Origin of the sequence: Natronococcus amylolyticus DSM 10524 (assembly GCF_000337675.1) — an archaeon.
Lineage (GTDB): Archaea > Halobacteriota > Halobacteria > Halobacteriales > Natrialbaceae > Natronococcus > Natronococcus amylolyticus.
This window is the reverse complement of sequence record NZ_AOIB01000025.1, coordinates 35,540-61,843: the sequence shown is the minus strand read 5'-3', so window position 1 is coordinate 61,843 and position 26,304 is coordinate 35,540. Positions and strand designations below refer to the sequence as shown.

The window sequence follows — 26,304 nt, the reverse complement described above, 5'->3', positions numbered from 1 at the left end:
AGATACCGACTATAGTGCGGCTGTAGAACTATCACTGGAGGTACTAATTTCGCCAACGGCCCGCTACAGCCAGATTTGCGGGCGACTGTCGCTGGGTTGGCTTTGTCAAAGTCTATATGCACGGAGCCTATACTGCATCGTAAGATTTCGTAGATGACGACAGAACACATCCAGTCACCGATGCCCGGCGTTTTTTATACGCGTCCGGATCCGGACGAGGAGACCTTCGTTGACGAAGGCGACGAAGTTACCGAGGGAGATGTCGTCGGGCTGGTCGGCGTTATGAAGAACTTTCAGGATATCACGGCACCGGCTGACGGAACGGTCACGAAGTGCGTCGCAGAAAACGAACAGGAGGTCGACGCCGGTGACGATCTGCTGATTCTCGAAACCAACTGACGCTCGCAGTAGCACGTTCGGCGAGGAACCACCTGATTTGCGAGCCGACGCTGGCGATCGCGTTCCCGAGAGTAGGCCCCTACGAATCAGCCGACATGCGTTACCGTTCGCCGGCGTCGTCGGCCCGGCCCTCGAACCAGAAGTAGCCGTCCTCGTCGATCCGTCCGAGGTCGCCAGTCAGGTACCAGTCGCCGACGAACGCCTCGTCGGTGCGCTCGGGGTCCTCCCAGTACCCCAGGAAAAAGGATGGGAACTCCCCTTTGACGGCTATCTCGCCGGTTTCACCGACCTCGAGTTCGTCGCCGGTGTCGGGATCGACCACGCTGGCTTCGACGCCGGGCAGCGGTTTCCCCATGCTGCCCGGTCTGGTCTCGATAGAGGGGTAGGTGTTGATCAGCATGTTGCCCGTCTCGGCCTGGCCGTAGCTGTCGGCGATCGGCGTTCCCAGCGCCTGCTCGCCCCACTCGATCAGTTCGGCCTCGAGGGGGTCGCCGGTGCTCATCGCGCGGTGGAGATCCAGGTCGTCGGGCTCGAGGTCGTCGGCCTCCTCGCGCAGCCGACGGTAGTGGGCGGGAACCCCCGAGAGCACGGTGACGGGGAACTCCTCGAGCAGGGCGGTCCAGGTGTCGGGATCGAACCCGCCGCCGTAGGCGAGGATGCTGTGGCCCCAGAACCAGACGCCCAGCGCGTTGACGGGCGCGGTGAGCCATCCCCGGTCGCCGGCCCCCCAGTAGAGGTCGGTCTCGTGTTGCTGGAGGTCCGCAGCGTACAGCTGGGCCGCGGCGACGCCGACGATCCAGCGGTGGCCGTGGACGATTCCCTTCGCCGACCCCGTGGCACCGCTGGTGTAGTACAGCAACGCGGGGTCCGAGCCCTCGGTCCGGACGGTCTCGTACTCGTTGTCGGCCCGGTCCATCGCCTCGTAGTAGCTCACGTCGCCCCGGCGAACGCCGACGCCGTCGTCGCTGACGACGATCACGTGCTCGACCGAGGGGACGTCCTCGAGGGCCGTCTCGAGGGTATCGCGGTTCTCGGGCGTCGTGACGACGACGCTCGCTTCGGCGTCCGCGAGCCGGTAGGCGACCTCGTCGGTGCCGAGCTGCGGCTCGATCCCGCCGTAGACGCAGCCGGCCTTCAGGGAGCCAAGCATCGCGACGTACTGCTCGGGGATTCGGGGCGTGTAGCCGAAGACGCGGTCGCCGCGCTCGACCCCGAGGGTCTCGAGGACGTTCGCGAAGCCGTTCGACCACTGTGCGAGCTCCCAGAACGTGATCCGCTCGCGCTCGCCGTCGTCCCCGACGAAGTACAGCGCGACGGTGCCCCGGTCGGTCCGGTAGCGGTCACAGACCTCGTGGGCGACGTTGATCTCGTCGGGTGCGTCCCAGTCGGCGTCGGCGTAGATGCTGTCCCACTCGAAAACCTTCGAGAGCCCCTCGTAGTCGGCCAGGTTCGGTGCCGTCTCCATGCACGAAACACCCACGTGAACGATCATAACTCATCGGACGGCACAGGCGGGTGGTTCGACCTCGACTCGATCGAGTGCATCCTTCGAAGACGACGACGAACGAATCGGTCGGGGAGTTAGACGAACGGAACCGCGTCCGGGAGCGGCAGGAGCGGAACTGCGAACAGTCCGGCGAGCGTGGCGAGTCCGACGAGGACCGTCACCACGATCAACGCGACGTTCGTTCGTCCGAGCAGGTTTCCGAAATCGCCGGTCATACTCGAGATCGAGGGCGTCGAACTCGTTCGCAGGATCGCCAGCTCGAGGCCGAACAGGGCGACGGTCGCGCCGGCGGACACCATGCAGAACGGGCAGATCTCGCCGATCACGCCCAGCTGCAGGTAGACGAAGTACGACGAGAAGACCACGCCGCTCGCGGTGATCGGCGTCAGGATCTTGATCACCAGCGGATGGCGGGTGTCGAACCACCAGAGCGCGAGTCCGATCGTCGTCAGGTAGTAGAACCCGCCGAGCGTCGCGAGCGGAACGCCGAAGACGTACGCCCACGGACTCGTGATCACTTCGATGCTTCCCTGGACCGGTGCGTCAGGAGGTATTGCTGGAAGTGCGAACAGGTGGATCGCCGTCAGCATGACCGTCACCAGCCATCCGAGTACGGCAACGAGCGTGAAGACACTAAATAAAGACGTCACCTGCGGGGAGTACTCCCACTCGTAGTCGAACGACAGCCGCCGGGGGTTTTCGATTGACATACAATACTACCTCTGTCGTCCAGTGTAATAAGTATTGCTCAAATTTCCCAATTCTACGAATCTGAACCTGGACGGATTCTGGACTACAGTACCATTTACCGTACCAGTGCGTCCTGTACCTACTTCAGTCAGTGGTGTTATTTGTGCTCTACAAACAAGACCATTCGAACTGCTGGCGCAGCCGACGATGACCGAGAGCAGCTATCGAAAGCGGTGTCCGCGGCCGTGTCTCAGGCGACTCGCTCGAGGACGCGTTCCCGAACCACGAGCAGACACGGCAACACGGTGAGGCAGGCGATAAAGGCGAAGATGATGCTCAGCCCCGTCACGAGCCCGAACCGCTGGAGCGGCGGCGCCAGCGCGAGCGCGAGCACGCCGAAGCCGGCCGCCGTGGTCAGCGCGCTGCCCAAGAGCGCCCCGCCGGTACCGGTGACCGTCGCGGCGAGGGCATCCTGCAGGGAGTCGCGACGGTTCGACTCGTCCTGAAATCGCTCGCCGACGTGGATGCTGTAGTCGACGCCGAGCCCGATCGCGAGGCTCGTGATGACGGCCGTCTCGCTGTTGAAAGGGACGTCGAGCAGGGCCATCGTCCCGAGCAGCCACGCCAGCGCAGCGACCACCGGGGCGAGCGTGATCGCCCCCAGTGTGAGCGCGCGGTGGCGCACCCAGTACAGCACCGTCAGGAAGACCAGAATCACGACGAGCGTGACCGCGAAGGCCTGGACGAGCGTCTCGAGCAGCGCGTCCTGGACGACGGCGTTCGTCACGGGGCCGCCGGTGGCGATCGCCGACACCGGGGCGTCGGCCTCGATGACGCTCGCGAGAGCGCGCGTGTCGTCGGCGACGGCCTGCGCGGAGGCGTCGCCGCGGACGTCGACGAGCATCCGCGCGGTCTCGTACTCGCCGTCGTCGGTGCGGTACAACACGGTAGCGGCCGCGTCCTCGTCGGCCTCGTACAGTTCGTCGTACAGCCCCTCGAGGTCCTCGTCGGGCAGTCCATCGCCGTCCGTGTCGCGCTCCTCCAGAGCCGCGGCGACGGACTCGTTCTCGTCGGCGACCTCCTGGATCACCGAAACCGGACTTTCAATAGAGGGTTCGCCGCCCGGCCCGGTCGCGATCGTGCCGCTCGAGTCGCCGTCGATTCCAGCCGTTCCGTTCTCAATCGCGGCCAGCGTCGCGGGATCGGTAACGTCCCCGCGTATCAGTATCTGGGCCTGACTCCCCTCCCCTTGCTCCTGGAAGTTGTCGCCGAGGTAGGCGGCGTCGTCGCTGATCGTGTACGTGTCGGGCGCCAGCGGCCCCGGGAGCGACTTCGCCCAGTCAGGGGCGTCCTCGGGCAGGAAGTCGGCCTCGTTGAACTCGGTGTCGATCCCCGTGGCGCCGTAGGCCCCGCCGATCGCGAGCAGCAGCGCGACGGCGACGACGGCCAGCGGCGCGCGCTGGACCAGCGAGACGACCCCCGAGAGCGCGCGGTTAACCGGACCTGCGCTCCGTCCGAAGGGGTCCTTCTGCCGATCGATTCCGAACCGTCCCTCGAGCAGGTCGTCCACCTCGACCTTCAGCGCGGGGACGAGGACGGCGAAGGCGACGAACGTCGCGAGGATCCCGCCCGCCGAGAGGATCGCGAAGTCCTGGATCGCGGGCAGGGGGCTGACGACGTTCGAGAGGAAGCCGACCCCAGTCGAGAACGTCGCGGCCGCGAGCGCGAGGACGACGCCGGCCAGGCCGAGGCGCATTCCGTTTCGGACTGTTCGCTCGTCGTTTCCTCCGTCAGCGGCCGGTTCTTCGACCGTTTCCGGATCGGCGCCTCCGCGCGTGTCGCGCTCGAGAACGCCAGCCCTCGCCTCCCGTGATCGCATGATAACGTGTAACGAGTAGTCGATGCTGAGCCCGATCAGCAGGAACGGAACCGCGATCAGCAGCTGGCTCGTGGGAATCTCGAGCCAGCCGAGGATGCCGGCGAGCCAGGCCATCACGACGCCGATTCCGAACAGACTGACCATCACGTCGACGACGTCGCGGTAGGCGACCCCGAGCGCGAACAACACGAGCACGAGCGCGACGGGGGTGATGATCGCGAAGCTGTCGCCGACGGCGTTGCTCGAGGCCTCGTCGGTGACGCCCTGGCCGAAGAGGAAGGCGTCGTCGAAGCGGTCCTCGACGAGGCCGTCGATCTCGACCTGGGCCGCGTAGGCGGCCTCCGGATCGTCGTCCTCGCCGCTGTCGTCGACCTGGAAGAGGAAGGCGATCCGTGACTCGGCCGTCGTCGACCCCGGCTCGTAGTCGCTCGGCAGGAACTCGTATGGGTCCTCACCCTGGTTGTCCGCGTCAGGGTCGAGGACGTCGGCCAGTAGCTCCTCGACCTCTTCGTCCGAGCGGTCCTCGAGCACCTCGATCTGCTCCTCGAGCGTGGGCTCGCTGGTGTCAGGGGGGCCCTCGGCTTCGGCCGCGCGGTCCTCGAAGACGGCACCGGTCGCGACGACGTTCTCGAGGGCGACGAACCCCTCGTCGGCGAGCGTCTCGTTCAGGGACTCGTTCTCGCGGACCTCCTGTTGCAGGTACAGTCCCTCGAGCAACGACTCGCGCGTGAGCACGTCGCCGCCTTCGTCCCGGACGACGAGTTGGGCCACGACCCGGTCATCCGTTCCGTAGGTCTCGTCGATCTCCTCGAGGGCCTCGGTCTCCTCGGAGTCGGTCTCGAACTGGCCGATCTCGCCGTCCTCGCTCTCGCCGATCGCGGCGCCGGCGGCGACGACGGCGGTGAGCACGAGCACGAGCAGGACGACCAGCTTGCTGTGGGAGACGATCAGGTCGGCGTAGCGGTCGGCAATCGACCCGCCCATTCGTTATCGTCCCCTGCGGTGTACTGATGCGTCGGAAGCCGGCTTTCGAGCGGCTCGTCGGGGGCCGGGCGACGCTCGATCCTCGAGAGAGGAGTCCGAAACGTCGACGCCCGACCGTTCGCTGGCGATCATGTACATCCCTCGAACCCAAGCGTTCATATCGGTTCGCATAGAAGCCAATGTCGTATAATCGGAACCCGATTATGAACACCGATATCGACCGCGACCGAGGGATGTTGACGCCGGCCGATCGGGCGTTTCTGCTCGGTGAACGGGAAATGGGCCACGAGCAGTCCCGGCGAAACGCCGAGGCGCGCGTCCGCCGACGCGTCGTCGACGCGATCCTCGATTTCGACCTGCTGTTGCACACGCTCTCGGCGAAGGATCGCCAGCAGGTCTTCGAGGAACTGACGAGCGACGCGGACGCGCTGGACGGGCTCAAGGCCATGCTCGCGTTCGCCTACGTCGGGACTGACGAGCAAGGACTCGACTTCGCGGACGTGCTGGTGCCGGCCGTCCGCCACTCCGAAGAGGCCTGTGCCGCCTCGAGACGCGGCGCGAACGTCTCCGTCGACGTCACGTTCGAGGTCGAAACCAGCGTCGAATCGACCCTCGAGGGCGTCGCCGAACGCCTCGACGCCGGCGACCCCGTCACCCCGCGGGAGCTGTTCTCGCTCGTGATGCAGGGTGAACACGATCCCGGACAGCACGACCGAATCGACCTCGCCGTCGGCGGCGAGGCGGACGTCGACGACCAGTTCCTCGAGCGGCTGGCGACCTACCTCGAGGGCGAGCTTCACCGACCGACGCCGTCTCGAGCCGTGATTCGGCTTTCCGGCTAACTCCACTCGAGCGACGCGAAACACCTAACAGCGCCCGCGCGGAAGTAGTGCTATGATCCGCGCTGTCGGACCCGGCGCGTTCCGCGACGTCGTTTTCGTAGGGGCTCCGTAGCCCCACACGCCAACCCCGTATCGACGGATGTATTGTAGCCGACCAGCATTCACCGACAACGACCGGTATGTACGATCGAATCCTCCCCACGACGACGCACCGACGACGCCCCCCTCGGGCGGTGAGAGCATGAGTACGGACCCCGAAACCCGCGAGCGAGAGGAGCCGAGCCTCGAAGGCGGCTACGACCCCGAAGCCGTCGAAAACCGCTGGCAGAATCGCTGGGTCGACGCCGAGGTCTACGCCTACGACGGCGACCCTGGACAGGATCCCAACACCACTTACGCGATCGACACGCCGCCGCCGACGGTCTCCGGAAGCCTCCACATGGGCCACCTCTACGGCCACACGATCCAGGACTTCGCGGCCCGGTTCCAGCGGATGCACGACGGCGACGTCCTCTTCCCGTTCGGCTACGACGACAACGGGATCGCCAGCGAACGGCTGACCGAGAAAGAACTGGACATCCGCCACCAGGATTACGAACGCCGCGAGTTCCAGAAGCTCTGTCGCGAGGTCTGCGAGGAGTACGAGGCCGAGTTTACCGACAAGATGCAGGGACTTGGCTGTTCGATCGACTGGGGTCACACCTACAAGACGATCGAACCCCGCGTTCGGCGCGTCTCGCAGCTCTCCTTCCTCGATCTCTACGAGAAGGGACGCGAGTATCGGAAGAAAGCGCCCGCGATCTGGTGTCCCGACTGCGAGACCGCGATCTCGCAGGTCGAGATGGAGGACGACGAGCGCGGCTCGCACTTCAACGACATCGCGTTCGGCGTTGCTAGCGACGGCACGGACCGCGAGGAGTTCGTCATCTCGACGACCCGTCCAGAACTGATCCCGGCCTGCGTCTCCGTCTTCGTCCACCCCGACGACGAGGCGAACCAGGACCTCGTCGGCGAAACCGCTCGAGTGCCGATCTTCGGCCACGAGGTGCCGATCATCGCCGACGACCGCGTCGACATGGAGAAAGGCAGCGGCGTCGTCATGTGCTGTACGTTCGGCGACCAGAACGACATCGAGTGGTACCAGGCCCACGACCTGCCGCTCCGAGTGGCGATCGACGAGTCCGCGACGATGACCGAGCTGGCCGGCGACTACGAGGGCATGTCGACCGAGGAGGCCCGCGAAGCCATCGTCGAGGACCTCGAGGACGAGGGCGCCCTGCGCGATCGCTGGGAGATCTCCCACGCCGTGCAGGTCCACGAACGCTGCGAGACGCCCGTCGAGTACCGCGTCTCCAAGCAGTGGTACGTCGAGATTCTCGACCACAAGGAGGAGTACCTCGAGGCCGGCCGCGAGATGGACTGGTACCCCGAGAAGATGTTCTCGCGCTACCGACACTGGATCGAGGGCCTCGAGTGGGACTGGCTGATCTCCCGCCAGCGCGACTCGGGGATCCCGTTCCCGGTCTGGTACTGCAGCGAGTGCGACCACGAGGTCATGGCTCGTCGGAAGGACCTGCCGGTCGATCCACTGAGCGACGAGCCGCCGATCGACACCTGTCCCGAGTGCGGCAACGACACGTTCGACCCCGAGGAGGACGTCTTCGACACGTGGGCGACCTCCTCGCTGACGCCGCTGATCAACGCGGGCTGGGACTGGGACGAAGAGGCCCAGGAGTTCACGATGGACAACCCTGAACTCTACCCGTTCGATCTGCGTCCCCAGGGCCACGACATCATCTCGTTCTGGCTGTTCCACACGATCGTCAAGTGCTACGAGCACACCGGCGAGGTGCCGTTCGACGCGACGCTGATCAACGGCCACGTCTTGGACGAGAACCGCGAGAAGATGTCGAAATCGAAGGGCAACGTCGTCGCCCCCGAGGAGGTGCTCGCGGAGTATCCCGTCGACGCGGTGCGGTTCTGGGCGGCCAGCGCCGCAGTCGGTGACGACTTCCCCTACCAGGAGAAGGACCTCACCGCGGGCGAGAAACTACTACGCAAGCTCTGGAACGCCTCGAAGCTCGTCGACAATCTGGCACCCGCAGCTCCCGAGGAGCCGGCCGAACTCGAGGCGATTGACCGCTGGCTCCTTGCGGAGCTGGACGACGCCGTTGACGAGCTAACCGACCACCTCGAGGCCTACGAGTTCGCAAAGGCTCGCGACCGTCTCAGAACCTTCTTCTGGAACACGTTCTGCGACGACTACCTCGAGATCGCGAAGGAGCGCGAGGACAACCCCTCGACGCAGTACGCGCTGCGAACCGCCCATCGCACGTTCCTCGAGCTGTGGGCGCCGTTCCTCCCCCACGTCACGGAGGAAATCTGGCAGGCGCGCTACAGCGAGGCGCAACGCGCCTCGGAAGATCGAGCGGCGGAGCCGCGAGAGAGCGGAGACCTCGCCGAAACGAGCATCCACGTCCGCGACTGGCCGACCCCCCAGGGGTACGAGGCCGACCTCGAGGCCGGCGAGACCGCGATNCCATCAGAGATGTGTATAAGAGACAGGTGATGCACGTCCAGGAGCTCGACGTGCTCGAGGAGCCACCCCAAATCACCACCGAAGTCGCCTCGATCAGCCTCGACTACTCGACGCTCGGGCCCCGCTACGGCTCGAAGGTCGGCGAGATCGACTCGGGAATCGAGGGCGGCGAGTACGAGATCGACGACGATGCCGGCGTGCTGCGAGTCGCCGGCGAGGAACTCGAGGACGAACTGTTCGACGTTTCGCTCGAGCGAACGTACTCCGGCGACGGCGAGATGCTCGAGACCGACTCGGCGATCGTGATTCTCGAGTAGGCGCTCGGGCTCGGATTTCGACTGCGATACTGCGTCACGTACAGAGTGCGCATCTCTCATCGACTGGTGCTCTTTCGACGCTTGCAGATTCGTCACGGGGTGACGCTTTGGAACTGACCCGCATAGTGAGACGAAATGGAGTACTTCGTTACAGGAGCGACCGGCTTCATGGGGACGAAACTCGTCGAACGATTAGTGAACGATGGTCACGACGTCACCGCGTTAACGCGGTCCCGTTCGAACGCGAGCCATCTTCCCGACGATGTGACCGTAGTCAAGGGCGACATCACCGACAAAGAGAGTATGCGCGAACCGATGGCCGGGGTCGATCGTCTCTTTCACATGGCTGCGTGGTGGTTCATCGGTCCGGGGCCCAAAGAACGTGGGCGGGCCCAGCGGATCAATGTCGAGGGGACTCGTAACGTTCTCGAACTGATGGACGAACTCGACATCCCCAAAGGCGTCTACACCAGCACCGTCGGTGTCTATGGCAACACTGACGGCGAGATCGTTGACGAATCGTATCGCCCGGACAGGCCGGGACTCTCCGTCTACTTCGACACGAAGTGGCGTGCTCACTACGAGGTTGCCGGACCAATGATGGACAACGGGTTGCCGCTGGTTATCGTCCAGCCTGGCGGGGTCTACGGCCCGGGAGACAAGGAGTACGGATCACTCCGTGAAGGCTTCGTGAACTGGTTGCAGGGCGACCTCCCGATGTTCCCACGACGATTTGCTCTCCCGTATGATCACGTCGACGATACTGTTCGTGGTCTTCTACTTGCGATGGAATCGGGAGACGGTGGAGAAGAGTACATCATCTCGAGCGAGTCCCGTGAGGTGATCGAAGTCTTCGATATCGCAGAAGACCTTACCGGTGTCTCTGCCCCACGAACCGTCTCACCGCTATGGTTCAAACTTCTCGGGAAGATACTGACGCCGGTCGAATGGGTTACGACGCCCCCAGAAGGATTTGAACCAGAAGCCTTCCGAACCTTTGGGGGGACGGAAATCCTGGTCGATAATTCCAAGGCAAAACGGGAACTCGGGATCGAACACCGCACAATAGAAGACGGGCTTCGTGACTATCTTGCATGGGAGATGGAACAACTCGGAATGGAAGGACAGACAACACCGTCACGGAACGCTGCTGACACTGTTCCTTGACTACCGCTTAACGCTGGCAAGCAGTTCCAATCTGCTACCGACGGTTGCTGTATGTGGCTTCCGTATCTCGCATCCCCTACCGATAGAAATCGATTGTTCGCTACACCTCCGCAAGGATACGAGGCGCGTCTCGGTCACGGCGCACCGTTCGGGGTACCGGTTTGTACAAAGGATGGCCTGACCTACACCACGCAAGTCGGGACGGGCGCCCCCTCAAGACCGTTCAGGCGGTCGAAGGTTCGGCGGGTTCCCGGAGTCGCTCGAGGTTTGCAATCGCCGATTCTTGGTACGCAGCGATCCGCTCGAGTGCATCCAGCATGCGTGGATCGTCGAGGTGTTCGTGCATTCCTCGTGTATAGCTGAGTCGACAGTGTTGCCGCCAGTCCTCGATGTCGGGTTCTGCCTGCCACGCGGCGAGGGCCCGTTGCATGACGAGGGTCTGGCCGACGAACTGCTCCGCGTCGCCGAGACCGGGGTTGGGCGGACACAACCGGTTTTTCTCCGCGTCGTCGTCGCGGTTCGCCTCGACGTAGGCAGTGATAGCAGGGCTGAACGGAATTGTTCCGGGGGCGAGAATATACTGCAGGGTGATCCGGTCGGGGGCGAAAATCGGGCGCGCCGGTGGGGTCTCGACACCGGGGGCGGTACAGTCGACGTGCACATGCTGTGGGTCGGTGGGCACAGTCCCGTCGTCGAGCACGATGCGGTCGGCCTCGAGACGCTGAACGTATCCTTTGCGGACGACGTTGCGAATCCGGCGTAGATCGTCGCGTTCATCCTGGCTGAGGGTTGCCCCACGAAGCGTTTCGGGTTCGACCTCGGGGTCGAGCGGGATTAGCACCTCGTTGGCTTCTAGCCGTCGGAAAAAGTCGGGGACGTCCTCGGCCTCCGCGGCAGCTTTCGTCCACAGCGAGAACGACTCCATGAACAACGGCACGTGCTCCAGGGGTTCAACATTGCGCCGGGGGAAGGTCCAGGGGTCCCGGGGTCGAATCCACCGAATCTCCTCCGGTGGAACGCCCTGGTTGAGCAGCCAGCCGCAGGTGTCCATAGACGTCTTCCCCGCCCCGATGACGGTGAACCCGTCGGCTGGATCGGAGAGGCCGACGAGTTCGTCGGGGGTGACCAGCCGCGCGTCGGTATCGACGTCGAACGACGGGGTGTGAGTCGCGGGTGTGGATGATTCCACGTAGGCGGCGTCCACGACCCGGCGTCGAACGGCCACCTCGGTCGTCTCGCCGGTCAGCCGCGACTCGAACCGATGGCTGCCCTCATCGGAGCCGATGTAGTTGGACATGCCAAAAAAGCGGACCTGCCCCGAGGCGAGCAGGTCCTTCTCGAGCACGCGGCGATAGTAGTCGCAGATCTCCGCGCCGGTCGCCCGCTCGTAGAAGCCGGCGTTCGGGCCGACTTCGTCGATCTCGTCAGTGCCGAGCCGCCGCGAGTTGACCCCGTAGACCGCAGATGGATTGTGCAGCCGTACGAACGGGTAGGCGTCGTTCCAGTGGCCACCCGGATTCGCCCGCCGGTCTACCATCACGACATCGGCGTCGGACTCGTCGATCAACGTGTCCGTAAACGCCATCCCCGACGCCCCGGCACCCACTACCAGGTAATCCGTCTCAAGCGTCTCCATATCGAACCACCCCGGTCGTTAGACGCTCAGTGCGATTGCTCCCGGAAGAACCCCTGTTGATTTGTTTCTCGTCGGCTTCGAACTGATCCCTCTCGGCTGTCATCTGATGGCTGCTCTATGCGACACAGTCACATATAGCCACTTTGTGACGGATCTGCAGGGGTTGAGCAGGAACTACTCCGTGCAGGTCTATTGGTCAGTGAGGGATACGCGTCCTGTATCCATGTGTCTAAATAACGTAGTGGAATTTGGTAGAAAATACGGCAGGAACCAAGCGTGTGTGGTGAATATACGAGTTAGCTATTTCAGTGTGAAACAATCGAAGGCGTCGTGCTGCATATACGCTCTATAGTCAGGACGCCGTTCTTGACAACTATCGGTGAGTTCGAGTGGTACTCTGTTGGCTACTCGAGCTGTACGTAACTCAGTGTCTGTCTCAGGTAGATTCCTCAAACTGGCAGCAGTGAATTCCACGCCTTCTCCAGCCAATTCGCTCGCTCATTCGGTTCGTTGGCTCATCCACAGGAAGACACGAAGCGTCTTTCACGCTTCACTCGGTCCGTTCGCGAAGACCTCGCACGAAATCGGGCGACGGGGCGCTGGCAACTTGCCCTCGCTTAGCGCGCGCCACCGCGACATCGATCGGTCCTCGCCGCCACCCCTCACTACTCTCGAGTGCCCGTCACGGCCTCTTCCCGCCACGTCGCCGTCGCGGTCACCCGATCACCGTCGACGTCGACTGACCGATCCTCTCCGGACGCGCCCAGAAGGTTCTCGAGCGCGGCCTCGTCGGGGTCGTCGATCACCGCCGCGAACTCGCCGGTCGACGTCTCGGCGTCCTCGACGGTGAGCGAGGAGACGACCGTCTCGCTGTTCTCGAGTTCCTCGTAGTCGAAATCGACGACTCCCTCGTCTCCTGCCTCCGGCCCGGACTGGCCGACGACGGCGTCGGCGCCCCCGGCGCTCGAGAGTGTCCACGCGAACGCCTCGCCCTCGTCGGTCGCCCGCGCGCCGTCGCCCTCGGCGGCGCCGACGAACGCCTCGAGCGTCCCGATCGGGTCGTCGGTTTCGGAAGCCACCGCGAGGGCGTCGTCCCCGACGGCGATCGCGGCGTCGGAGGCGTCGACCGGGGTGTAGACGTCGTACGCGCCGGTCCCGTCGGTTCGCTCGAGCTGTCTGATGAACTCGGCCTCGGGTTCGGCGGTGACTCGGGCGTCGATCTCTCCAGGGTCGATCGTCCCGAGCGCGACGAACGCCTCGGGTGTTCGGAGCAGTCCCTCGACGCTCGAGTCGAACGCCGCTTCGTCGAGAAGCCCGCCGAGACGGTACTGGGCGAGGTCCAGCCCGACGTAGAAGTAGGTCCCGAGCGCCCCCTCCGAGACGGGCGCGATCATCGGATCGGCCTCGTACTCCGGCGGCACCTCCTCGTCGGGATCGGCTTCCTCGAGTTCGTCCGTCACGAACTCCTCGAGAGCGGCCCAGTCGAGGAAGGCGAACTCGATGGATGTGTCCGCGAGCGCGAGCCACCGACTGTAGTCGGGAAGGTCGTCGCCGTTTTCCTGTGCGGTAACCGTGACGGTGCTCGCCGTTCCGACGGTGGCCGCCGCCGTTGCACCCGCGAGTTTCAGCACGTCCCGCCGATCCGGTGTCATACGAAGGGTACACGCCGTCGATTTCGATATAGCCCGGGCCTTCGTTCCTCGCGGACCGACTGTTCGCTCGAGGTGACGACCCGCCTCAGATGTCCCGGCGCGTGAAGACGAAGACGGCGACGGCGAGCAACGCGAGAAACGCCGCGAGGAGGATTCCGGCGTCGCCGAGTGCGTACTCCTCGTGGACGAGGATCGCCGTCTGGTCGTAGTACCGACTCGGCGTGAGGGCGCCGATCCGCTCGTAGTCCGGATCGACCCTCGACACGCCGTCGACGAGCCACAGGACGGCGACCAGGGTCAGGGCCACCGCTCTGGCGGTTCGTGGGTGATCGACGACGACCGACAGGACGACGCCGATTCCGGCACAGACCAGCAGGTAGGGGATCGAGAGCAGGTGGACCATCGCGAGCGCAACGGGGTCGAACGACTCGCCGATGACAAGCGCGCCGACGTAGACGATGATCGGCACCCCGACGTTCAACGCGATCAGGGGAACCCACAGGGCGGCGACCTTCTGGAGCACGACCGACTCACGAGAGACCGGATTCGAGAGCGTGAGATCCATCTTCCGGCTCCGGACGTCACTCGAGATCAAGCCCGCGCCGACGTACGCGAAGTAGATGGCGACGAGCAGAACCCAGAAGAACGAGTAGATCTCAGCGGCGATGAACCCCTCGATCGTGTGGAGCTCTTCGATCTGAAACAGGTCGAACATGTACGCCGGGAACGCCTCCTCGATCACGTCCATCTCCGCTTGGATGCCGGGAAACATCGAGAAGTACAGCGCCGACAACAGGGCGAAAACGACGACCAGGATGACCGAACCCCGCACCCGTTTTCTGGATTCGACGCGGAGAATCGCCGTCACGGCGCCACCCCCGAAAGACCGGCTCCGTGGCCGTAATCACGGCGATGCTCGAGGCGAGCGAGCTCGCCGTCAACGTCGACTCGTCCGGCGTGTTCGTCGGCGCCGATACGTTCGGACTGCATCTCAGATGTCCCTCCGCGTAAAGACGAGAATCGCGACGCCAAGCAGGACGAGAAATCCCGCAAGGAGGATCCCGGCGTCGCCGAGTGCGTACTCCTCGTGGACGAGGATCGCCGTCGGATCGTAGTACCGGCTCGGCGTGAGGTCGCCGACCCACTCGAAATCGGGGTTCATGTGGGAGAGTCCGTCGACCAACCAGCAGACGAACACCAGCCCCAGCGCGGCGGCCTGAGCGGTTTCGACGCGGTCGAAAACGACGGAGAAGACGATGCCGATCCCGGCACAGACGAGCAGGTACGGGACGCCGAGTGCGTGCACCATCGTGAGCGAGACAGGGTCGATCGACTCGCCGAGAAGAACCACGCCGGCGAGTAACGCGGCGAACATGCCGACGTTCAACGCGACCAGGGGAACCCACAGGGCAGCGATCTTCTGGACTACGACCGACTCACGAGAGACCGGATTGGAAAGGGTGAGATCCATTCGTCTCGTACGGACGTCCCTCGAGATCAGGCCCGCGCTGACGTACGCGAAGTAGATTCCGGCGAGGAGGATCCAGACGAACGGGAAGATGTAGCCGCCAAGGAAACCCTCGATCGTGTGGAGCTCTTCGATCCCTAGCAGCTCGAGCATGTACTCCGGGTATATCTCCTCGAACAGCGCCGCCTCCTCCTGGATGCTCGGAAAGACGACGAGAAAGAACGCCGAGAGCAGGACCAGCAGCCCGGTCAGGGTGAGCGTGCCGCGGAGGAGCTTTCTGGACTCGAGACGCAGGATGGCCGTCATTATTCCTCCGCATCGTTCCCGTAGTAGTGTTTGAAGATCTCGTCGAGCTGGGGATCGCCGATGTCGACGTCTTCGATCTCGAACTGAACGAGGTGGTCGAGCAGCGCGGCCGGCTCGCCGGTGTAGGTGAACCGAACCGTTCGGTCGACGGCTTCGACGTCGATCATCTCCGCCGTCGCGAACCGCTCCTCGTCGACCGGTGCGGCCAGCTGAACGCGGACGTCCTTCCCGCTCCGCTCGAGCAGGTCGTCGACGCCCTCGAGAGCGACTAACGCTCCGTCGCGGATAATCCCAACCCGATCGCAGACGCGCTGGACCTCGCTGAGGACGTGTGAGGAGAAGAAGACCGTCTTGCCGGCGTCGCGCTCCTCTTCGAGGAACAGGTGCATCCGATCCTGTTTGAGGGGGTCCAGCCCCGACGTCGGCTCGTCCAGAATCACGAGGTCCGGATCGTGCATGAACGTCTGGACGATGCCGAGCATCCGTTTGTTCCCGTGGGAGTACGTTTCGACGCGCTTGTCGAGCGGCGGGCGAAACAGCTCGAGTAACTCCTCGCGGCGCTCGTCGCCGCGCATCCGGGCGAAGTAGTCGAGCACCTGGCGTCCCGTCAGGCGCTCCTCGAAGCCGAGGGAGTCGGGAAGGTAGCCGATATCGGCTTTCACATCGGTGAGCGCCCGGCGATCCCGGATATCTGCACCCAGCACTTCCGCGGAGCCCGAGGTCGGTTTGATGAGCCCGAGCAGCAGCCGAATCGTCGTGGTCTTGCCCGCGCCGTTCGGGCCGAGGTAGCCGAAAATTTCGCCGGCCCCGACGTCGAAGCTGACGGCGTCGTTGGCGGTGACGTCGCCGTAGCGTTTGGTGAGGCCGTCCAGTCTGATCGGCGCCGCGCCGCGGTCCGGTTCGGTGTCAAGCGTTTCGGTCTGGGCACACATACGTTACCACTCGTGTCGAGAACTCGCGGTCGGCCGAGATGACCGCTATAGATCGTTCGACACCGACCCCGGCTATAAAATCGCATTCACGGTGGCGGTTACTCTCTTCTCTCGGTGACGGTGCCGACCCCGCTGGAGGTCATCGGCGAGGGTCGTCGTCGCACAGCGCGACCGTCGACGAGGGGGACATCCTCGAGTACGACGGTGGCGAGTACCGGTTCGAGACGCGAGATCTCGAGAAGTGACCGTCAGGCCCGCGTGCGCTCCGAGGACGCGAGCTCGCACTTCTTGACCCGCGTCGCGAGTGCGAGAAACAGCGCCAGCAGCACGAATGTCGTCTCGCCGGCCCCGACGAGCCCCAGCGCGTCGGCGCCGAGGAACATCGGTTCGTCCTGGGCCACGGGGATCGTCGTGTGGTGGACGCCGTGGGGGCCCTCGAGTATCGGAACGAAGTAGTCGACGATCAGGTTGAACGTGTACCAGACGAGGGCGACGGCGACCCCCCAGATCGGAAAGTCGGAGATCCGGTGGAGGACGAACGCCTGGACGACCATCGCGAGGTGGCTCCAGAACAGGAACTGGTACATCAACGGGTGCGTCTGGGCGGCGTAGGTCTCGTAGAACACCAGTAAAGNGATGTGTATAAGAGACAGATCGCGAGGTGGCTCCAGAACAGGAACTGGTACATCAACGGGTGCGTCTGGGCGGCGTAGGTCTCGTAGAACACCAGTAAAGTGTACGGCGTCCACAGCCCGAGGACGATGTTCCCGAAGAAGGCCAGCGCGGTCAGCCAGGGCAGCTCGTGACCCAGCTTCCAGGCGGCGATGGCGAGCGCGATAAACAGCGTCGCCAGCGGGCTGTCTGGCACCCATGGCCACATCACCGTCGGCGTCGCCGCGAGCTGGGCCGAGTAGTACCAGAAGCCGAAGGCGGTGCCCACGAGGTTGATCGCGACGATGAGCCACGCGAACCGTAGCCCGAGATCCTCGAGCGTCTTCGGGACGGGAGCGAGGTAGCTCGGCAACGGATCGCGGTCGGGCAGCCCGGTCGACGCGGTCATCGTTCGGCGCGACGAACGGGACCCGCAAAACGATAGCGGTTGCGCCCGGGCCGGCCACAGCACTAATTTGCTCGCCGCCGTCGGTTCGACTATGGACTCGCACGCCGGAACTCCGGACCGGGACAGCCGAGAGCAACGGCAGCTCTCGACCGGACACGTCGTCTCGTTCCCCCTCGAGCTCTCGTGTACGCTCGGCGGGGTCGTCGTGCCGGCCCGTCGGGCGACCCTCGAGGGGATCCTGCCGGACGGGCTCTCGCCGCTGTCGATCGCCCCTCGCGTCGGCTGCGTCGCGCTCGTCGGGATTCAGTACCATCGGGTCGGTCACGGCGACGAATTCGAACCCTACGACGAGTTCGCGGTGATCGTCCCGGCGGTTTGCGGGAGCCGAACGGACCGACCGCTCGCGAGACTGCTCGGCGGCGAGCCTGGCGGGTACGTCCACTGGCTGCCCGTGACGACCGACGCGTCGGTCGCGCTCGGCCGCGAACTCTGGGGGTATCCCAAGGAACGGACCTCGATCACCGTAACCGACGGGCCGCGGGGGCTTCGTGCTGTCGTCGACAACCCCGACGAAAGCGGGGACGCGATCCGGCTCGAGGTCTCCCGGCCTCGACCCGACGTGTCACTTCGGGGCGTGGAACTTTCGAGTTTTACCGCTCACAACGGCGAACTGGTCCGGGCGCGGATGCAACTCCGCGGCGAGGTTTCGGTCGGCCCGCCGCTCGGAACCCGCCTCGAGGTCACTCCAGAGTTGACGTCGGAACTCGGGCTCCGGCAGCGGCCGCTGGTTCGACTGTACGGCGCTCGAGTCCGGGCGCGACTGAGCCGAGGCGAACCGGTCTCCTCTCGGTGAACCGACGGTTCGAGGAACGCGCCCGCCCCTCACTCGATAAAGGACACGCGTAAGTGCAGTGCGTCCTAACGCCGCGACATGGCCGAAACCACCGATCTCGAGGAGCTGCGACGCGGCACGGACCTCGTGAAACGCGGCTTCGCACAGATGCAGAAGGGCGGCGTTATCATGGACGTCGTCGACAAAGAACAGGCCCGGATCGCCGAGGACGCGGGCGCCGTGGCTGTGATGGCTCTCGAGGCCGTCCCGGCAGACATCCGTAAGCGTGGCGGCGTCGCCCGAATGGCCGACCCCGCCGACGTCGCCGAGATCGTCGACGAGGTCTCGATCCCGGTGATGGGCAAGTCCCGAATCGGCCACATGAAGGAAGCCCAGATCCTCGAGGCCGTCGGCGTCGACATGATCGACGAGTCCGAGGTGCTCACCCCCGCCGACGACGCCTACCACATCGACAAGCGCGACTTCACCGCGCCGTTCGTCTGTGGCGCCCGCAACCTCGGCGAGGCCCTGCGCCGGATCGAGGAGGGCGCAGCGATGATCCGCACGAAGGGCGAGGCCGGCACCGGCGACGTCAACCAGGCCGTCCACCACCAGCGGACGATCAAAAGCGCGATCCGCGAACTCGAGGGGATGAAACACGAGGAGCGCGAGGCCTACGCCCGCGAGATCGAAGCACCTGCCGAACTGGTCCACGAGACCGCCGAGATGGGCCGGCTCCCGGTCGTGAACTTCGCCGCGGGCGGGATCGCCACGCCGGCCGACGCCGCGCTCATGATGCACCACGAGTGCGACGGCATCTTCGTCGGCAGCGGTATCTTCGGCGCCGAGAACCCGACCGAGATGGGCGAAGCAATCGTCGAAGCGGTCAACAACTGGGACGAGCCCGAGCGCCTCGCCGAGATCGCCTCGAACCTCGGCAAGGGGATGAAAGGCGACGCCAATGCCGACCTCGAGGAGGAGGAGATGCTGCAGGGTCGCGGCGTCTGATCGGGTCGCGATCGAGACTGTTCTCGTATACTGGCGGTTTTCGTTCGAACGAATCGGTAAGCAGCCCCGTTTTCTCGGTGCCGGGCGTACCGATTCTATGAGCCAGTCGACATCTCTGGAGCAGCTGTTCGATCGCCTCGCGAACGCCCTCGAGGAGCTGCTTCGAGCCGTTGCCGAGGAGACGTCGGACGAGACGCTGGCGTCGACGGCGGCCGAGCTGTGGGACGTGGTCGCGGAGTTCGAGGACGTCCTCGAGACGGTCGACCTCGAGCGACTGCCCGACGCGGTCGACGGCGAGGCGCTTCCCGACGTCCTCGACCTCGAGCGGCTGTCAGAGGCGATCCGGGAGCGGGATCCAAAGCTGGCGCTCGATCTCGACGCCCTCCGACGCGCGATCGAACTGCGGGAGCTCTGGAACGCCGTCGACCTCGCCGACTTCGGACGGGAGTCCGACGAGCTCCGGTCCGAACTCGAGGACGTCCTCGGCCCCGACGCGTTCGACTCGAACGACGACTCGGAGGCGGCCGAGGAGCTCGAGGCGTTCACCGAGGAGGTGAAGGGTGAGGCGACGAACACGGCGTTCCAGCAGGAAGTCAGAGAGCGACTCGAGCCGGCCAGGGAGGCGGTGATCGACGCCCACGCGACGTTCGAGGAGCTGTACGAGTCCCACCAGCGCGGCTCCGGCTACAAGGGCCGACGACCGTCGTCGAACAATCCGACGGCGGTGTCCTCGATGCCCGTCGGCCCGCTGCCTGCGAGCGTCTCGACGCGAGTTTCGACCGTCCCGACCGACGTTCGCCACGCGAAGGTCGAAGCGTTCCCGCGGGTGTACGGCCGTCGCTGGCGGAGCGCTCGACGCGGCTGAGCAGTCCGACGCTAGCTACCACCACGTCTCCGGCGACGGAACGATCCCGACCCGGACGAGTCCTAGAAACACGAGGTAGGTCACCAGGGCGCCACAACACAGCGACAGCACCGGCTCGGGCGCGACTCGAGCGCCGACGGCGGCGAGCCCGACCGCGGCGGCGAGCGAGACGGCCTGGACGTCCCGTCGCTCCCAGTACCGGCGGACGAGGTCGTACTCGCGGGACGCGACCAGTTCGAACAGGATCGTTCCGAGACCGCCGACCGCCAGGTAGAGCGGGGAGAGCGACGCGTCGACGAGAGCCGCGAACGCAAGGAACACGGCGAGCGCGGCGAGGGCCAGTGCCGCGTCGGTTCGCGCTCCCATCGACCAGTAATCAGCCGTTCGGGTAGAGCCGCGCCCCCTCGCCGATCGTTGTCTGGTAGGCGCGGCTCTCGATCCCCTCGGCGTCGAAGGCGTCCATCATTGCCCCGGCGATCGCCCGCTGGTCGGCGGCGTAGCAGACCGCGAGCACGCCCGGGCCGGCGCCGCTGACGGTGACACCGGTCGCGCCCGCCTCGAGGGCGGCCTCGCGAACCGCGTCGTAGCCGTCGATGAGGGCGCTTCGCTCCGGCGTGACGATGGCGTCGTTCAGCCCCTTGCCGACGAGTTCGGGGTCGTCTCGAGTCATCCCGACGGTGAGAGTGGCGGCGTGGCCGACGGTGTCGACGACGTCCTCGAGGGCGGCCGTCTTCGGGACGACGTCCCGGGCGTCCCGCGTCGAGACGCTCGTCTCGGGGAGGCAGGCGACGACCGGGAGCGACGCGTCGACCTGGGTGACGCCGTCGTCGGTGGCGATCGTAAAGCCACCCAGCAGCGAGGGGGCGACGTTATCGGGGTGGGCTTCGCCCGAGACCAGGGCCTCGCCCTCGGCGGCGACGGGGACGAGTTCCTCCCTCGAGAGCCCCCGGTCGTAGAGGGCGTTGAGCGCGACCGCGGCCCCCGCCGCACTGGCCGCCGAGGAACCGAGGCCGGAGGAGGGACGAACCCCCTTGTCGATCCGGATCGTCGCCGGGGCGTCGAGGGCCTCGGCGACCGCGCCGACAGTGTTTTTCTCCGGATCGGTCGGGATGTAGTTGCTTCCGGCGCCGGTGATCGAAATCGACGTCTCCGGGGCGCGCTCGACCCGGATCACGTCGGCGGGCGCTCCGAGGGCAACCCCGAAGACATCGAAGCCGCTCCCGAGGTTCGCACTGGTCGCTGGAGCCCGCACGGTGAGCATGCCGAGTGCTTTCCAGAGAGCGGCCAAAAAGGTAGCGAACGACGAGAGAATCGACGCGACGCAGCCTCAGTCGTCGGGAGCGGTCTCGGGCGTCGCCTTCGCGTCGGCGAACCAGTCGAGGCCCGCGACCAGCACTGCCGAGAGCAGCATTCCCGCGAACGCGAACGCGGCGATCATCACGAAGAACCAGCCCAGCGAGACGTCGAGGACGAACCCGCCCAGCGCGATGCTTGCGGCCCCGAGACCGAACTCGCCGAGGTAGGTGTAGCCGTAGGAAAGCCCGCGAGTGTCGGCGGGCGTGTAGACCGCGACCGCGTTCTGGTAGAACGGCTGGATGGCGAACAGGAAGAACCCGAAGACGCCACAGAGGGCGACGATCGCCCACAGTCCCATCGTCGTGACGGGGATAAATGCCAGCGCGAGGACAGCGAAAATCGCAAAGAGAACGGCCATCCCGCGAGCGGGCGGTACCCGGTCGGTCAACTTCCCGCCGACGTACTGGCCGGCCATCCCGACGACCAGCAGGCCGACGTAAATGTAGTCAGCAGGTTCGATCCCCTCGAGCTCATCGGGGAGGGCGAGGGCGTCCATCGCGGGCAGCCCGTGGAGGATCTCGGGGAGGTAGGTGAGCATCCCGCGGTAGTACAGCCCTTCGAAGGTGACGATAACGAAGACGATGGCGAACGCGCTCGCGAACAGCGCCTTCGAGTTGTCGAGGAGATCCGATAGCGACAGCGCCTCGTCGGCGCCCGCGTCGACGCCGTCCTCGACGGCGGCGGTCGGATCGAACTCCGCGGTCAGGCCGTACAGCACAGCCAGGAACCCGGGAGCGGCGAGGATGGCGGCGACGTACTGCCAGTCGAGAAAGATCAGCAGCGTCGCGGCGACGAACGGACCGAGCGCGATCCCGGCGTTGCCGGCGATTCCGTGCCAGGCGAACACCGTGCCGCGCTCCTCGACGCCGGTGCTGATCAGCGAGAGCCCGGCAGGGTGGTAGATGCTGGCGGCGATTCCCCAGAGCAGGAGGCCGACGGCGATCGCGTAGATCGACGTACTCGTCGCGAGCACGAGGAAGGCGAGGCTCATCCCCGCGAGACAGAGCACGATGAGCCGTTTGGTTCCGTAACGGTCGGCCAGGATCCCGCCCGGCAGCGCGCCGATGCCGAAGGGAGCGTAGCCGAGCGCGACGACCAGTCCGAGTAGGGCGATGCTCACGTCGAACTCCGCAAGCCAGACGACCAGGAAGATCGGAATCGCCGTCTCGAACCAGTGAACCAGCGCGTGACCGGCCATCGTGAAGCCGGCGATCGATCGATCGTTTGCGTTCAGAGCCATCGAGTCAGTACTCGAACGGCGACGCGCCGTGTACTTAGCGGCTTGGAATGGACTCGACGGAGTCGGTTCGTCGGCGCTACGCCTGGACGACGACGAGTCCGGAGCCGTACACCGTGATCGTACAGGTTTCGAGCGGGAAGATCAGCCGCGCGCTCCCCGGGTCGCGGTCGGTTCGACGCCGGTCGAACAGGCGGTTCAGCGACCCTGGATCGAGGCGATCATGGACTCGTTCGATCTCCGTCTCGTCGCTGTCGGTGACGTCGGCTACCGCCGCGACGACCTTTCCGACGAGGTTCTCCTGGGTCGTCCAGTCGTAGCGAAAGACGACCGTGTTCGTCGGTGCGGAACCCGCATCCCCTGGAGTGAAGTTTCGTGACGTCATGGCTCTCGTCCGTCTGGCGTGACGGAAATCCTGTATGTGAGGCTACCTAATAAACACCCGTCAGACATTTTTCATGAAACTGTCGTACAAAATAAAGAAGAGGGCCTTCCCGCTCGGGAATTTGCCGTCTTACGGACCCGGCGAGTTCGCTGCGAACGTTCGGCAGGCCGGAAACGGGTCGACTTGAGGCCATCCTCGACCTCACGCTCGAGTGATGCCCCGATCTTCACCGCGTGTCGTCCGGCTCCTCGTCGACGCCGACCGCCTGCGAGACGTCGACGTCGTCGGGTTCTTCCTGCCCGCCGACGATCAGCTCGCCGTCGTCGGTCTCGACGTAGACGTCGTCGGCGAACCCGCCCTCGGCGTAGGGGTGTTCGGGCTCCTCGAGCTTCTCGGGCGTCGAGGGCGCCTCGGCGACGCCGTCGACGGGCGCGAACTGGCCGAGCGGGTCGTCGATCGTCACGTCCCAGCGCTCGAAGAAGTCGCGGTACCGATCGTAGTGGTCGCCGAGTTCGTCGGCGGGAAACTCCATCATCTCCGTCCAGCCGTGGTTGTAGAAGTCGAAGTTGGCCTGGATGTGGGTGATCTCGCGGGCCTCGGCCTCCGAGTACCCCTCCTGGAGCGCACGGAGATAGGTGTCCATCGTCGCGTCGAAGAAATCGTCGAGGTGATCCGTTCGCTCCTCGGCGTGTGCGGGATCGGCCTTTTTCGTGAAGATTTTCGTGTGCATCCGGACGAGTCCGGAGTTGGCGACCGACCGAATAACTGGGGTCTCGAGGGCCTTCCGAGAGGCGAAGTGGCGCACGTTCTGGCTGATTTTCATGGCCGCGGATACGGACGCCGCCCTGAAGAGCGGTTCGGATACGTACGTAGGCTCTCGGGTCGACCGCCGACCGGTCGGCGTCGGTTCTGTACGATCAGCAAGTCGACCTCGGGTTCGGGTAGAAGAGTGGTCGTTCCGTGAGTCCAACGGCCCGTTCGTCCACAACTGTTGTGACTGTCCGGCCGAGCGAAGAAAATAGACGAGATAGCAATATCCTTTAACCCGCATTACGAACGGTCACGGTATGACCGAGTACGTCATCATCGGTGACGGGATCTCGGGCAGCTCGGCTGCCGAGACGCTTCGGGAAGAGGACCCGGAGTCTTCAATCACCGTCATCACCGATGAGGGGGAGGCACTGTACAACCGGATCCTGATCAAGGAACACGCGAAGGGCAAACTCCCCGAGGCGCCGATCTCGATCCACGAGGAGGACTGGTACGCGGAGCGCGACATCGAGCTCTCGCTGAACACCCACGTCACCGGCGTCGACACCGACGAGAAAGTCGTCCACACCCACGAGGGCGACGAGATCGGCTACGACAAGCTGCTGATCGCGACCGGCGGCACCCCGACACAGCTTCCCGTCGACGACAGCGACGCCGAGGGGATCCACCACTTCTGGACGTTCCAGGACGCCCGCAAGATCCGCGAGAGCGCCGAGGCGGCCGAGAAGGGCGTCATCGTCGGCGCCGGGCTCCTGGGAATCGACTTCGCCGCCGTCTGTGGCGCCCAGGGCGTCGAGGGCAAGTACCTGATGCGAGGCGACCGCTGGTGGCGCTACGCGCTCTCGAGCGAGGGTGCGGAGATCATGCACGAGGGGATGCGCGAGGTCGGCGTCGAGCCCGTCTTCGACAGCGGCGTCGACCGCTTCGAGACCGACGACGGGCAGGTAGTCGCGGCGATCGACCCCGACGGCGAGCGCCACGAGTGTGACTTCGCCGGCGTCGCCATCGGCCTCACGTTCAACACCGAGTACCTCGGCGACATCGACCTCGAGCAGGACAACGGGATCGTCGTCGACCAGTACATGCAGACGAACCTCGAGGACGTGTACGCGGCCGGCGACATCACTCGCTTCTACGACGTCCTGCTCGGCGAGCAGGCCCAGAACGGCTCCTGGGGGTCGGCGAAGGAGCAGGGCCGGATCGCCGGGGTCAACATGGCCGCCGACGACGAGGCCGAGGAGTTCGAGTGGGTCTCCTCGTACTCGATCACCCACTTCGACTTCCCCTTCCTCTCGTTCGGTCACCCGACGCTGGGCGACGACCACGCCGAGCGCAAGTACAGCGACACCGAGTGGCGCCGGATCGCGTTCAAGGACGGCAAGGTCGTCGGCGGCGTGCTCATCGGCGACCTCGCCCCGCAGAGCAAGCTCAAACAGCTGATGCGCGAACAGCGCGACGTCGCCGACCAGAAGGAGGTCCTGCTCGAGGAGACCGTCGACCTCGACGACCTCGCACCGCCACAGGAGCAGTAGGCCACCGGCCTCCCTCGTACGGCCGCCAATCCGAGACGCCGCGAGCGGCGAACGACGGCCACTCCCGATCGTCACTTCTCCGATTGGTCCAATCCGCACAGTGACAACACTTAAGTTATAACATGCTATTGTTAGTCATACTCATGGCAACAACTACCAGTGCAGGGCGGTCGCTCACGCTCAGGCGTGTCGACACCGTCGCGCCGAACGCGGCGGTTCGACACATCGACCAGCTCGACGACCGAACCCTCGAGCGGTTCTACGCGGCGCTCGAGGGTGGCCGTCAGCTGACCGCTACTGGTACCGACCTCGAGCCCGGCACCGTTATCGTCGCGACGGACTACTACCGGGTCGAGGCGGTGTAGTCGTTCCGAGCTCGTTGGAAGTATCGAAGCCGTTTTCCCCCGTGCGCCGCTTCGATAGCGTATGAACGGCGGTAGCGACATGACCCTGGCGTTCGAGCTCGAGGCGCTGAAAGCGCTCGCATCGCCCGAGAGCGTCTTCGAGGACGCCAGAGGCTGGAGCGAGTACATCGGCGTCGTCTCGGAGAAACCGACCTACGTCGTGACGAACTACACGCGTAAGAACCGCATCCGACAGGACTTCTTCTCGGGTCCTCGGGGGAAAGCAGAGAGCCTCGAGGCCGTCAAGGACCAGTTCGACACCGACCGATACGTCTTCATCGCCGACGACGAGGCCGACGAGGAGCTAGCCGAGGAGGTCGGCTGGGAGTACCTCCCCGTCGAGGACGCGGCCGAGGCCGCCGACTGGGTCGTCGCGACCGACGTCGAAGACGACGAGGCGGACGCCGAGCCGGTTCGGGACGACTGGCCCTGAATCAATCGCGGGAGCGAAACCCCCACGACCGACGCGAGACGGACGGCTTCCTCCCGGGCTCGAGACGGTAGTTTCGCTTCGGTGAAAACGTTATCCAGAAGAC

The 26,304-nt window shown here is 65.1% G+C and carries 23 protein-coding genes and 2 pseudogenes; 10 read left to right on the top strand and 15 right to left on the bottom strand.

What is annotated here, in order from left to right; translation table 11 throughout:
• Nucleotides 1–153: 153 nt before the first annotated feature.
• On the top strand, nucleotides 154–399 hold the full coding sequence (locus C491_RS11350) for an acetyl-CoA carboxylase (protein ID WP_005556300.1): 246 nt from the start codon (nucleotides 154–156) through the stop codon (nucleotides 397–399).
• A gap of 100 nt (nucleotides 400–499) precedes the next feature.
• On the opposite strand, the gene C491_RS11345 is transcribed toward C491_RS11350, so the two are convergent.
• From C491_RS11345 to C491_RS11335, 3 genes are all read right to left on the bottom strand, one after another.
• A complete protein-coding gene (locus C491_RS11345; RefSeq protein WP_005556298.1) occupies nucleotides 500–1,864 on the bottom strand; it encodes an acyl-CoA synthetase in 1,365 nt (454 codons plus the stop codon).
• Between the two features lie 116 nt (nucleotides 1,865–1,980).
• Nucleotides 1,981–2,616 (bottom strand): vitamin K epoxide reductase family protein, encoded by a 636-nt coding sequence (locus C491_RS11340; protein ID WP_005556296.1) that lies wholly within the window; start codon nucleotides 2,614–2,616, stop codon nucleotides 1,981–1,983.
• Nucleotides 2,617–2,846: 230 nt separating this feature from the next.
• On the bottom strand, nucleotides 2,847–5,459 hold the full coding sequence (locus C491_RS11335; protein ID WP_005556294.1) for an efflux RND transporter permease subunit: 2,613 nt from the start codon (nucleotides 5,457–5,459) through the stop codon (nucleotides 2,847–2,849).
• A 203-nt stretch (nucleotides 5,460–5,662) separates the two neighbouring features.
• On the opposite strand from C491_RS11335, the gene C491_RS11330 reads away from it, so the two are divergent.
• The 3 genes and pseudogenes from C491_RS11330 (at nucleotide 5,663) to C491_RS11320 (ending at nucleotide 10,324) form a co-directional block, all read left to right on the top strand.
• The gene (locus tag C491_RS11330; RefSeq protein WP_005556292.1) at nucleotides 5,663–6,301 is read left to right on the top strand and encodes a hypothetical protein; all 639 of its coding nucleotides are present in this window, start codon (nucleotides 5,663–5,665) and stop codon (nucleotides 6,299–6,301) included.
• A 241-nt stretch (nucleotides 6,302–6,542) separates the two neighbouring features.
• Nucleotides 6,543–9,157 (top strand): annotated as a pseudogene (locus C491_RS11325) (valine--tRNA ligase).
• A 135-nt stretch (nucleotides 9,158–9,292) separates the two neighbouring features.
• Complete coding sequence (locus C491_RS11320) at nucleotides 9,293–10,324, top strand: NAD-dependent epimerase/dehydratase family protein (protein ID WP_005556290.1); 1,032 nt, start codon at nucleotides 9,293–9,295, stop codon at nucleotides 10,322–10,324.
• 223 nt (nucleotides 10,325–10,547) lie between these two features.
• Here C491_RS11320 and C491_RS11315 read toward each other — a convergent pair whose 3' ends face one another.
• From C491_RS11315 to C491_RS11290, 7 genes and pseudogenes are all read right to left on the bottom strand, one after another.
• A complete protein-coding gene (locus C491_RS11315; RefSeq protein WP_005556287.1) occupies nucleotides 10,548–11,960 on the bottom strand; it encodes an NAD(P)-binding protein in 1,413 nt (470 codons plus the stop codon).
• Between the two features lie 665 nt (nucleotides 11,961–12,625).
• Nucleotides 12,626–13,612: a hypothetical protein gene (locus C491_RS11310; RefSeq protein WP_005556285.1), complete on the bottom strand. Its 987-nt coding sequence runs from the start codon at nucleotides 13,610–13,612 to the stop codon at nucleotides 12,626–12,628.
• A gap of 85 nt (nucleotides 13,613–13,697) precedes the next feature.
• Entirely contained in the window at nucleotides 13,698–14,480 is a 783-nt protein-coding gene (locus C491_RS11305; RefSeq protein ID WP_049891786.1) for an ABC transporter permease, read from the bottom strand.
• A complete protein-coding gene (locus C491_RS23985; protein WP_275040010.1) occupies nucleotides 14,477–14,602 on the bottom strand; it encodes a hypothetical protein in 126 nt (41 codons plus the stop codon). Before C491_RS23985 ends, C491_RS11305 begins: the two co-directional genes overlap by 4 nt.
• Before the next feature lies 1 nt (nucleotide 14,603).
• The gene (locus tag C491_RS11300) at nucleotides 14,604–15,386 is read right to left on the bottom strand and encodes an ABC transporter permease subunit (protein WP_005556280.1); all 783 of its coding nucleotides are present in this window, start codon (nucleotides 15,384–15,386) and stop codon (nucleotides 14,604–14,606) included.
• Nucleotides 15,386–16,318, bottom strand: coding sequence for an ABC transporter ATP-binding protein (locus tag C491_RS11295; RefSeq protein ID WP_005556278.1), 933 nt, complete (start codon nucleotides 16,316–16,318; stop codon nucleotides 15,386–15,388). Before C491_RS11295 ends, C491_RS11300 begins: the two co-directional genes overlap by 1 nt.
• Nucleotides 16,319–16,566: 248 nt before the next feature.
• Nucleotides 16,567–17,378 (bottom strand): annotated as a pseudogene (locus C491_RS11290) (DUF1405 domain-containing protein).
• A 91-nt stretch (nucleotides 17,379–17,469) separates the two neighbouring features.
• On the opposite strand from C491_RS11290, the gene C491_RS11285 reads away from it, so the two are divergent.
• The 3 genes from C491_RS11285 to C491_RS11275 all read left to right on the top strand — a co-directional run bounded on the left by C491_RS11285 (nucleotide 17,470) and on the right by C491_RS11275 (nucleotide 20,083).
• Nucleotides 17,470–18,231, top strand: coding sequence for an acetoacetate decarboxylase family protein (locus tag C491_RS11285; RefSeq protein ID WP_005556276.1), 762 nt, complete (start codon nucleotides 17,470–17,472; stop codon nucleotides 18,229–18,231).
• A gap of 78 nt (nucleotides 18,232–18,309) precedes the next feature.
• Complete coding sequence (pdxS, locus tag C491_RS11280; protein ID WP_005556274.1) at nucleotides 18,310–19,218, top strand: pyridoxal 5'-phosphate synthase lyase subunit PdxS; 909 nt, start codon at nucleotides 18,310–18,312, stop codon at nucleotides 19,216–19,218.
• Nucleotides 19,219–19,315: 97 nt separating this feature from the next.
• Entirely contained in the window at nucleotides 19,316–20,083 is a 768-nt protein-coding gene (locus C491_RS11275; RefSeq protein WP_005556272.1) for a hypothetical protein, read from the top strand.
• Between the two features lie 15 nt (nucleotides 20,084–20,098).
• Here the strand turns inward: C491_RS11275 and C491_RS11270 are convergent, their stop codons facing one another.
• The 5 genes from C491_RS11270 to C491_RS11250 form a co-directional block, all read right to left on the bottom strand.
• Nucleotides 20,099–20,449: a hypothetical protein gene (locus tag C491_RS11270; RefSeq protein ID WP_005556271.1), complete on the bottom strand. Its 351-nt coding sequence runs from the start codon at nucleotides 20,447–20,449 to the stop codon at nucleotides 20,099–20,101.
• A 10-nt stretch (nucleotides 20,450–20,459) separates the two neighbouring features.
• On the bottom strand, nucleotides 20,460–21,344 hold the full coding sequence (locus tag C491_RS11265; protein ID WP_005556270.1) for a homoserine kinase: 885 nt from the start codon (nucleotides 21,342–21,344) through the stop codon (nucleotides 20,460–20,462).
• A gap of 66 nt (nucleotides 21,345–21,410) precedes the next feature.
• Nucleotides 21,411–22,679 carry an MFS transporter gene (locus C491_RS11260; RefSeq protein ID WP_005556269.1) on the bottom strand — a complete coding sequence of 423 codons (1,269 nt, stop codon included), beginning with the start codon at nucleotides 22,677–22,679 and terminating at the stop codon, nucleotides 21,411–21,413.
• A 76-nt stretch (nucleotides 22,680–22,755) separates the two neighbouring features.
• Nucleotides 22,756–23,061 carry a HalOD1 output domain-containing protein gene (locus C491_RS11255; protein ID WP_005556268.1) on the bottom strand — a complete coding sequence of 102 codons (306 nt, stop codon included), beginning with the start codon at nucleotides 23,059–23,061 and terminating at the stop codon, nucleotides 22,756–22,758.
• A gap of 226 nt (nucleotides 23,062–23,287) precedes the next feature.
• Entirely contained in the window at nucleotides 23,288–23,884 is a 597-nt protein-coding gene (locus tag C491_RS11250) for a DUF6149 family protein (protein ID WP_005556267.1), read from the bottom strand.
• Nucleotides 23,885–24,128: 244 nt separating this feature from the next.
• Here C491_RS11250 and C491_RS11245 point away from each other — a divergent pair, with 244 nt between their 5' ends.
• The 3 genes from C491_RS11245 to C491_RS11235 all read left to right on the top strand — a co-directional run bounded on the left by C491_RS11245 (nucleotide 24,129) and on the right by C491_RS11235 (nucleotide 26,201).
• Nucleotides 24,129–25,364, top strand: a complete 1,236-nt coding sequence (locus C491_RS11245) for an NAD(P)/FAD-dependent oxidoreductase (RefSeq protein WP_005556266.1) — start codon at nucleotides 24,129–24,131, stop codon at nucleotides 25,362–25,364.
• Nucleotides 25,365–25,507: 143 nt separating this feature from the next.
• Nucleotides 25,508–25,729, top strand: coding sequence for a hypothetical protein (locus tag C491_RS11240; RefSeq protein ID WP_005556265.1), 222 nt, complete (start codon nucleotides 25,508–25,510; stop codon nucleotides 25,727–25,729).
• Between the two features lie 61 nt (nucleotides 25,730–25,790).
• The gene (locus C491_RS11235; RefSeq protein ID WP_005556264.1) at nucleotides 25,791–26,201 is read left to right on the top strand and encodes a DUF7124 domain-containing protein; all 411 of its coding nucleotides are present in this window, start codon (nucleotides 25,791–25,793) and stop codon (nucleotides 26,199–26,201) included.
• The last annotated feature ends 103 nt before the right edge of the window (nucleotides 26,202–26,304 follow it).

Coding starts and splice junctions, on each gene's coding strand:
- C491_RS11350 (WP_005556300.1), top strand. CDS start 154: ATGACGACAGAACACATCCAGTCACCGATGCCCGGCGTTTTTTATACG.
- C491_RS11345 (WP_005556298.1), bottom strand. CDS start 1,864: ATGGAGACGGCACCGAACCTGGCCGACTACGAGGGGCTCTCGAAGGTT.
- C491_RS11340 (WP_005556296.1), bottom strand. CDS start 2,616: ATGTCAATCGAAAACCCCCGGCGGCTGTCGTTCGACTACGAGTGGGAG.
- C491_RS11335 (WP_005556294.1), bottom strand. CDS start 5,459: ATGGGCGGGTCGATTGCCGACCGCTACGCCGACCTGATCGTCTCCCAC.
- C491_RS11330 (WP_005556292.1), top strand. CDS start 5,663: ATGAACACCGATATCGACCGCGACCGAGGGATGTTGACGCCGGCCGAT.
- C491_RS11320 (WP_005556290.1), top strand. CDS start 9,293: ATGGAGTACTTCGTTACAGGAGCGACCGGCTTCATGGGGACGAAACTC.
- C491_RS11315 (WP_005556287.1), bottom strand. CDS start 11,960: ATGGAGACGCTTGAGACGGATTACCTGGTAGTGGGTGCCGGGGCGTCG.
- C491_RS11310 (WP_005556285.1), bottom strand. CDS start 13,612: ATGACACCGGATCGGCGGGACGTGCTGAAACTCGCGGGTGCAACGGCG.
- C491_RS23985 (WP_275040010.1), bottom strand. CDS start 14,602: ATGCAGTCCGAACGTATCGGCGCCGACGAACACGCCGGACGAGTCGAC.
- C491_RS11300 (WP_005556280.1), bottom strand. CDS start 15,386: ATGACGGCCATCCTGCGTCTCGAGTCCAGAAAGCTCCTCCGCGGCACG.
- C491_RS11295 (WP_005556278.1), bottom strand. CDS start 16,318: ATGTGTGCCCAGACCGAAACGCTTGACACCGAACCGGACCGCGGCGCG.
- C491_RS11285 (WP_005556276.1), top strand. CDS start 17,470: ATGGACTCGCACGCCGGAACTCCGGACCGGGACAGCCGAGAGCAACGG.
- pdxS (WP_005556274.1), top strand. CDS start 18,310: ATGGCCGAAACCACCGATCTCGAGGAGCTGCGACGCGGCACGGACCTC.
- C491_RS11275 (WP_005556272.1), top strand. CDS start 19,316: ATGAGCCAGTCGACATCTCTGGAGCAGCTGTTCGATCGCCTCGCGAAC.
- C491_RS11270 (WP_005556271.1), bottom strand. CDS start 20,449: ATGGGAGCGCGAACCGACGCGGCACTGGCCCTCGCCGCGCTCGCCGTG.
- C491_RS11265 (WP_005556270.1), bottom strand. CDS start 21,344: ATGCTCACCGTGCGGGCTCCAGCGACCAGTGCGAACCTCGGGAGCGGC.
- C491_RS11260 (WP_005556269.1), bottom strand. CDS start 22,679: ATGGCTCTGAACGCAAACGATCGATCGATCGCCGGCTTCACGATGGCC.
- C491_RS11255 (WP_005556268.1), bottom strand. CDS start 23,061: ATGACGTCACGAAACTTCACTCCAGGGGATGCGGGTTCCGCACCGACG.
- C491_RS11250 (WP_005556267.1), bottom strand. CDS start 23,884: ATGAAAATCAGCCAGAACGTGCGCCACTTCGCCTCTCGGAAGGCCCTC.
- C491_RS11245 (WP_005556266.1), top strand. CDS start 24,129: ATGACCGAGTACGTCATCATCGGTGACGGGATCTCGGGCAGCTCGGCT.
- C491_RS11240 (WP_005556265.1), top strand. CDS start 25,508: ATGGCAACAACTACCAGTGCAGGGCGGTCGCTCACGCTCAGGCGTGTC.
- C491_RS11235 (WP_005556264.1), top strand. CDS start 25,791: ATGAACGGCGGTAGCGACATGACCCTGGCGTTCGAGCTCGAGGCGCTG.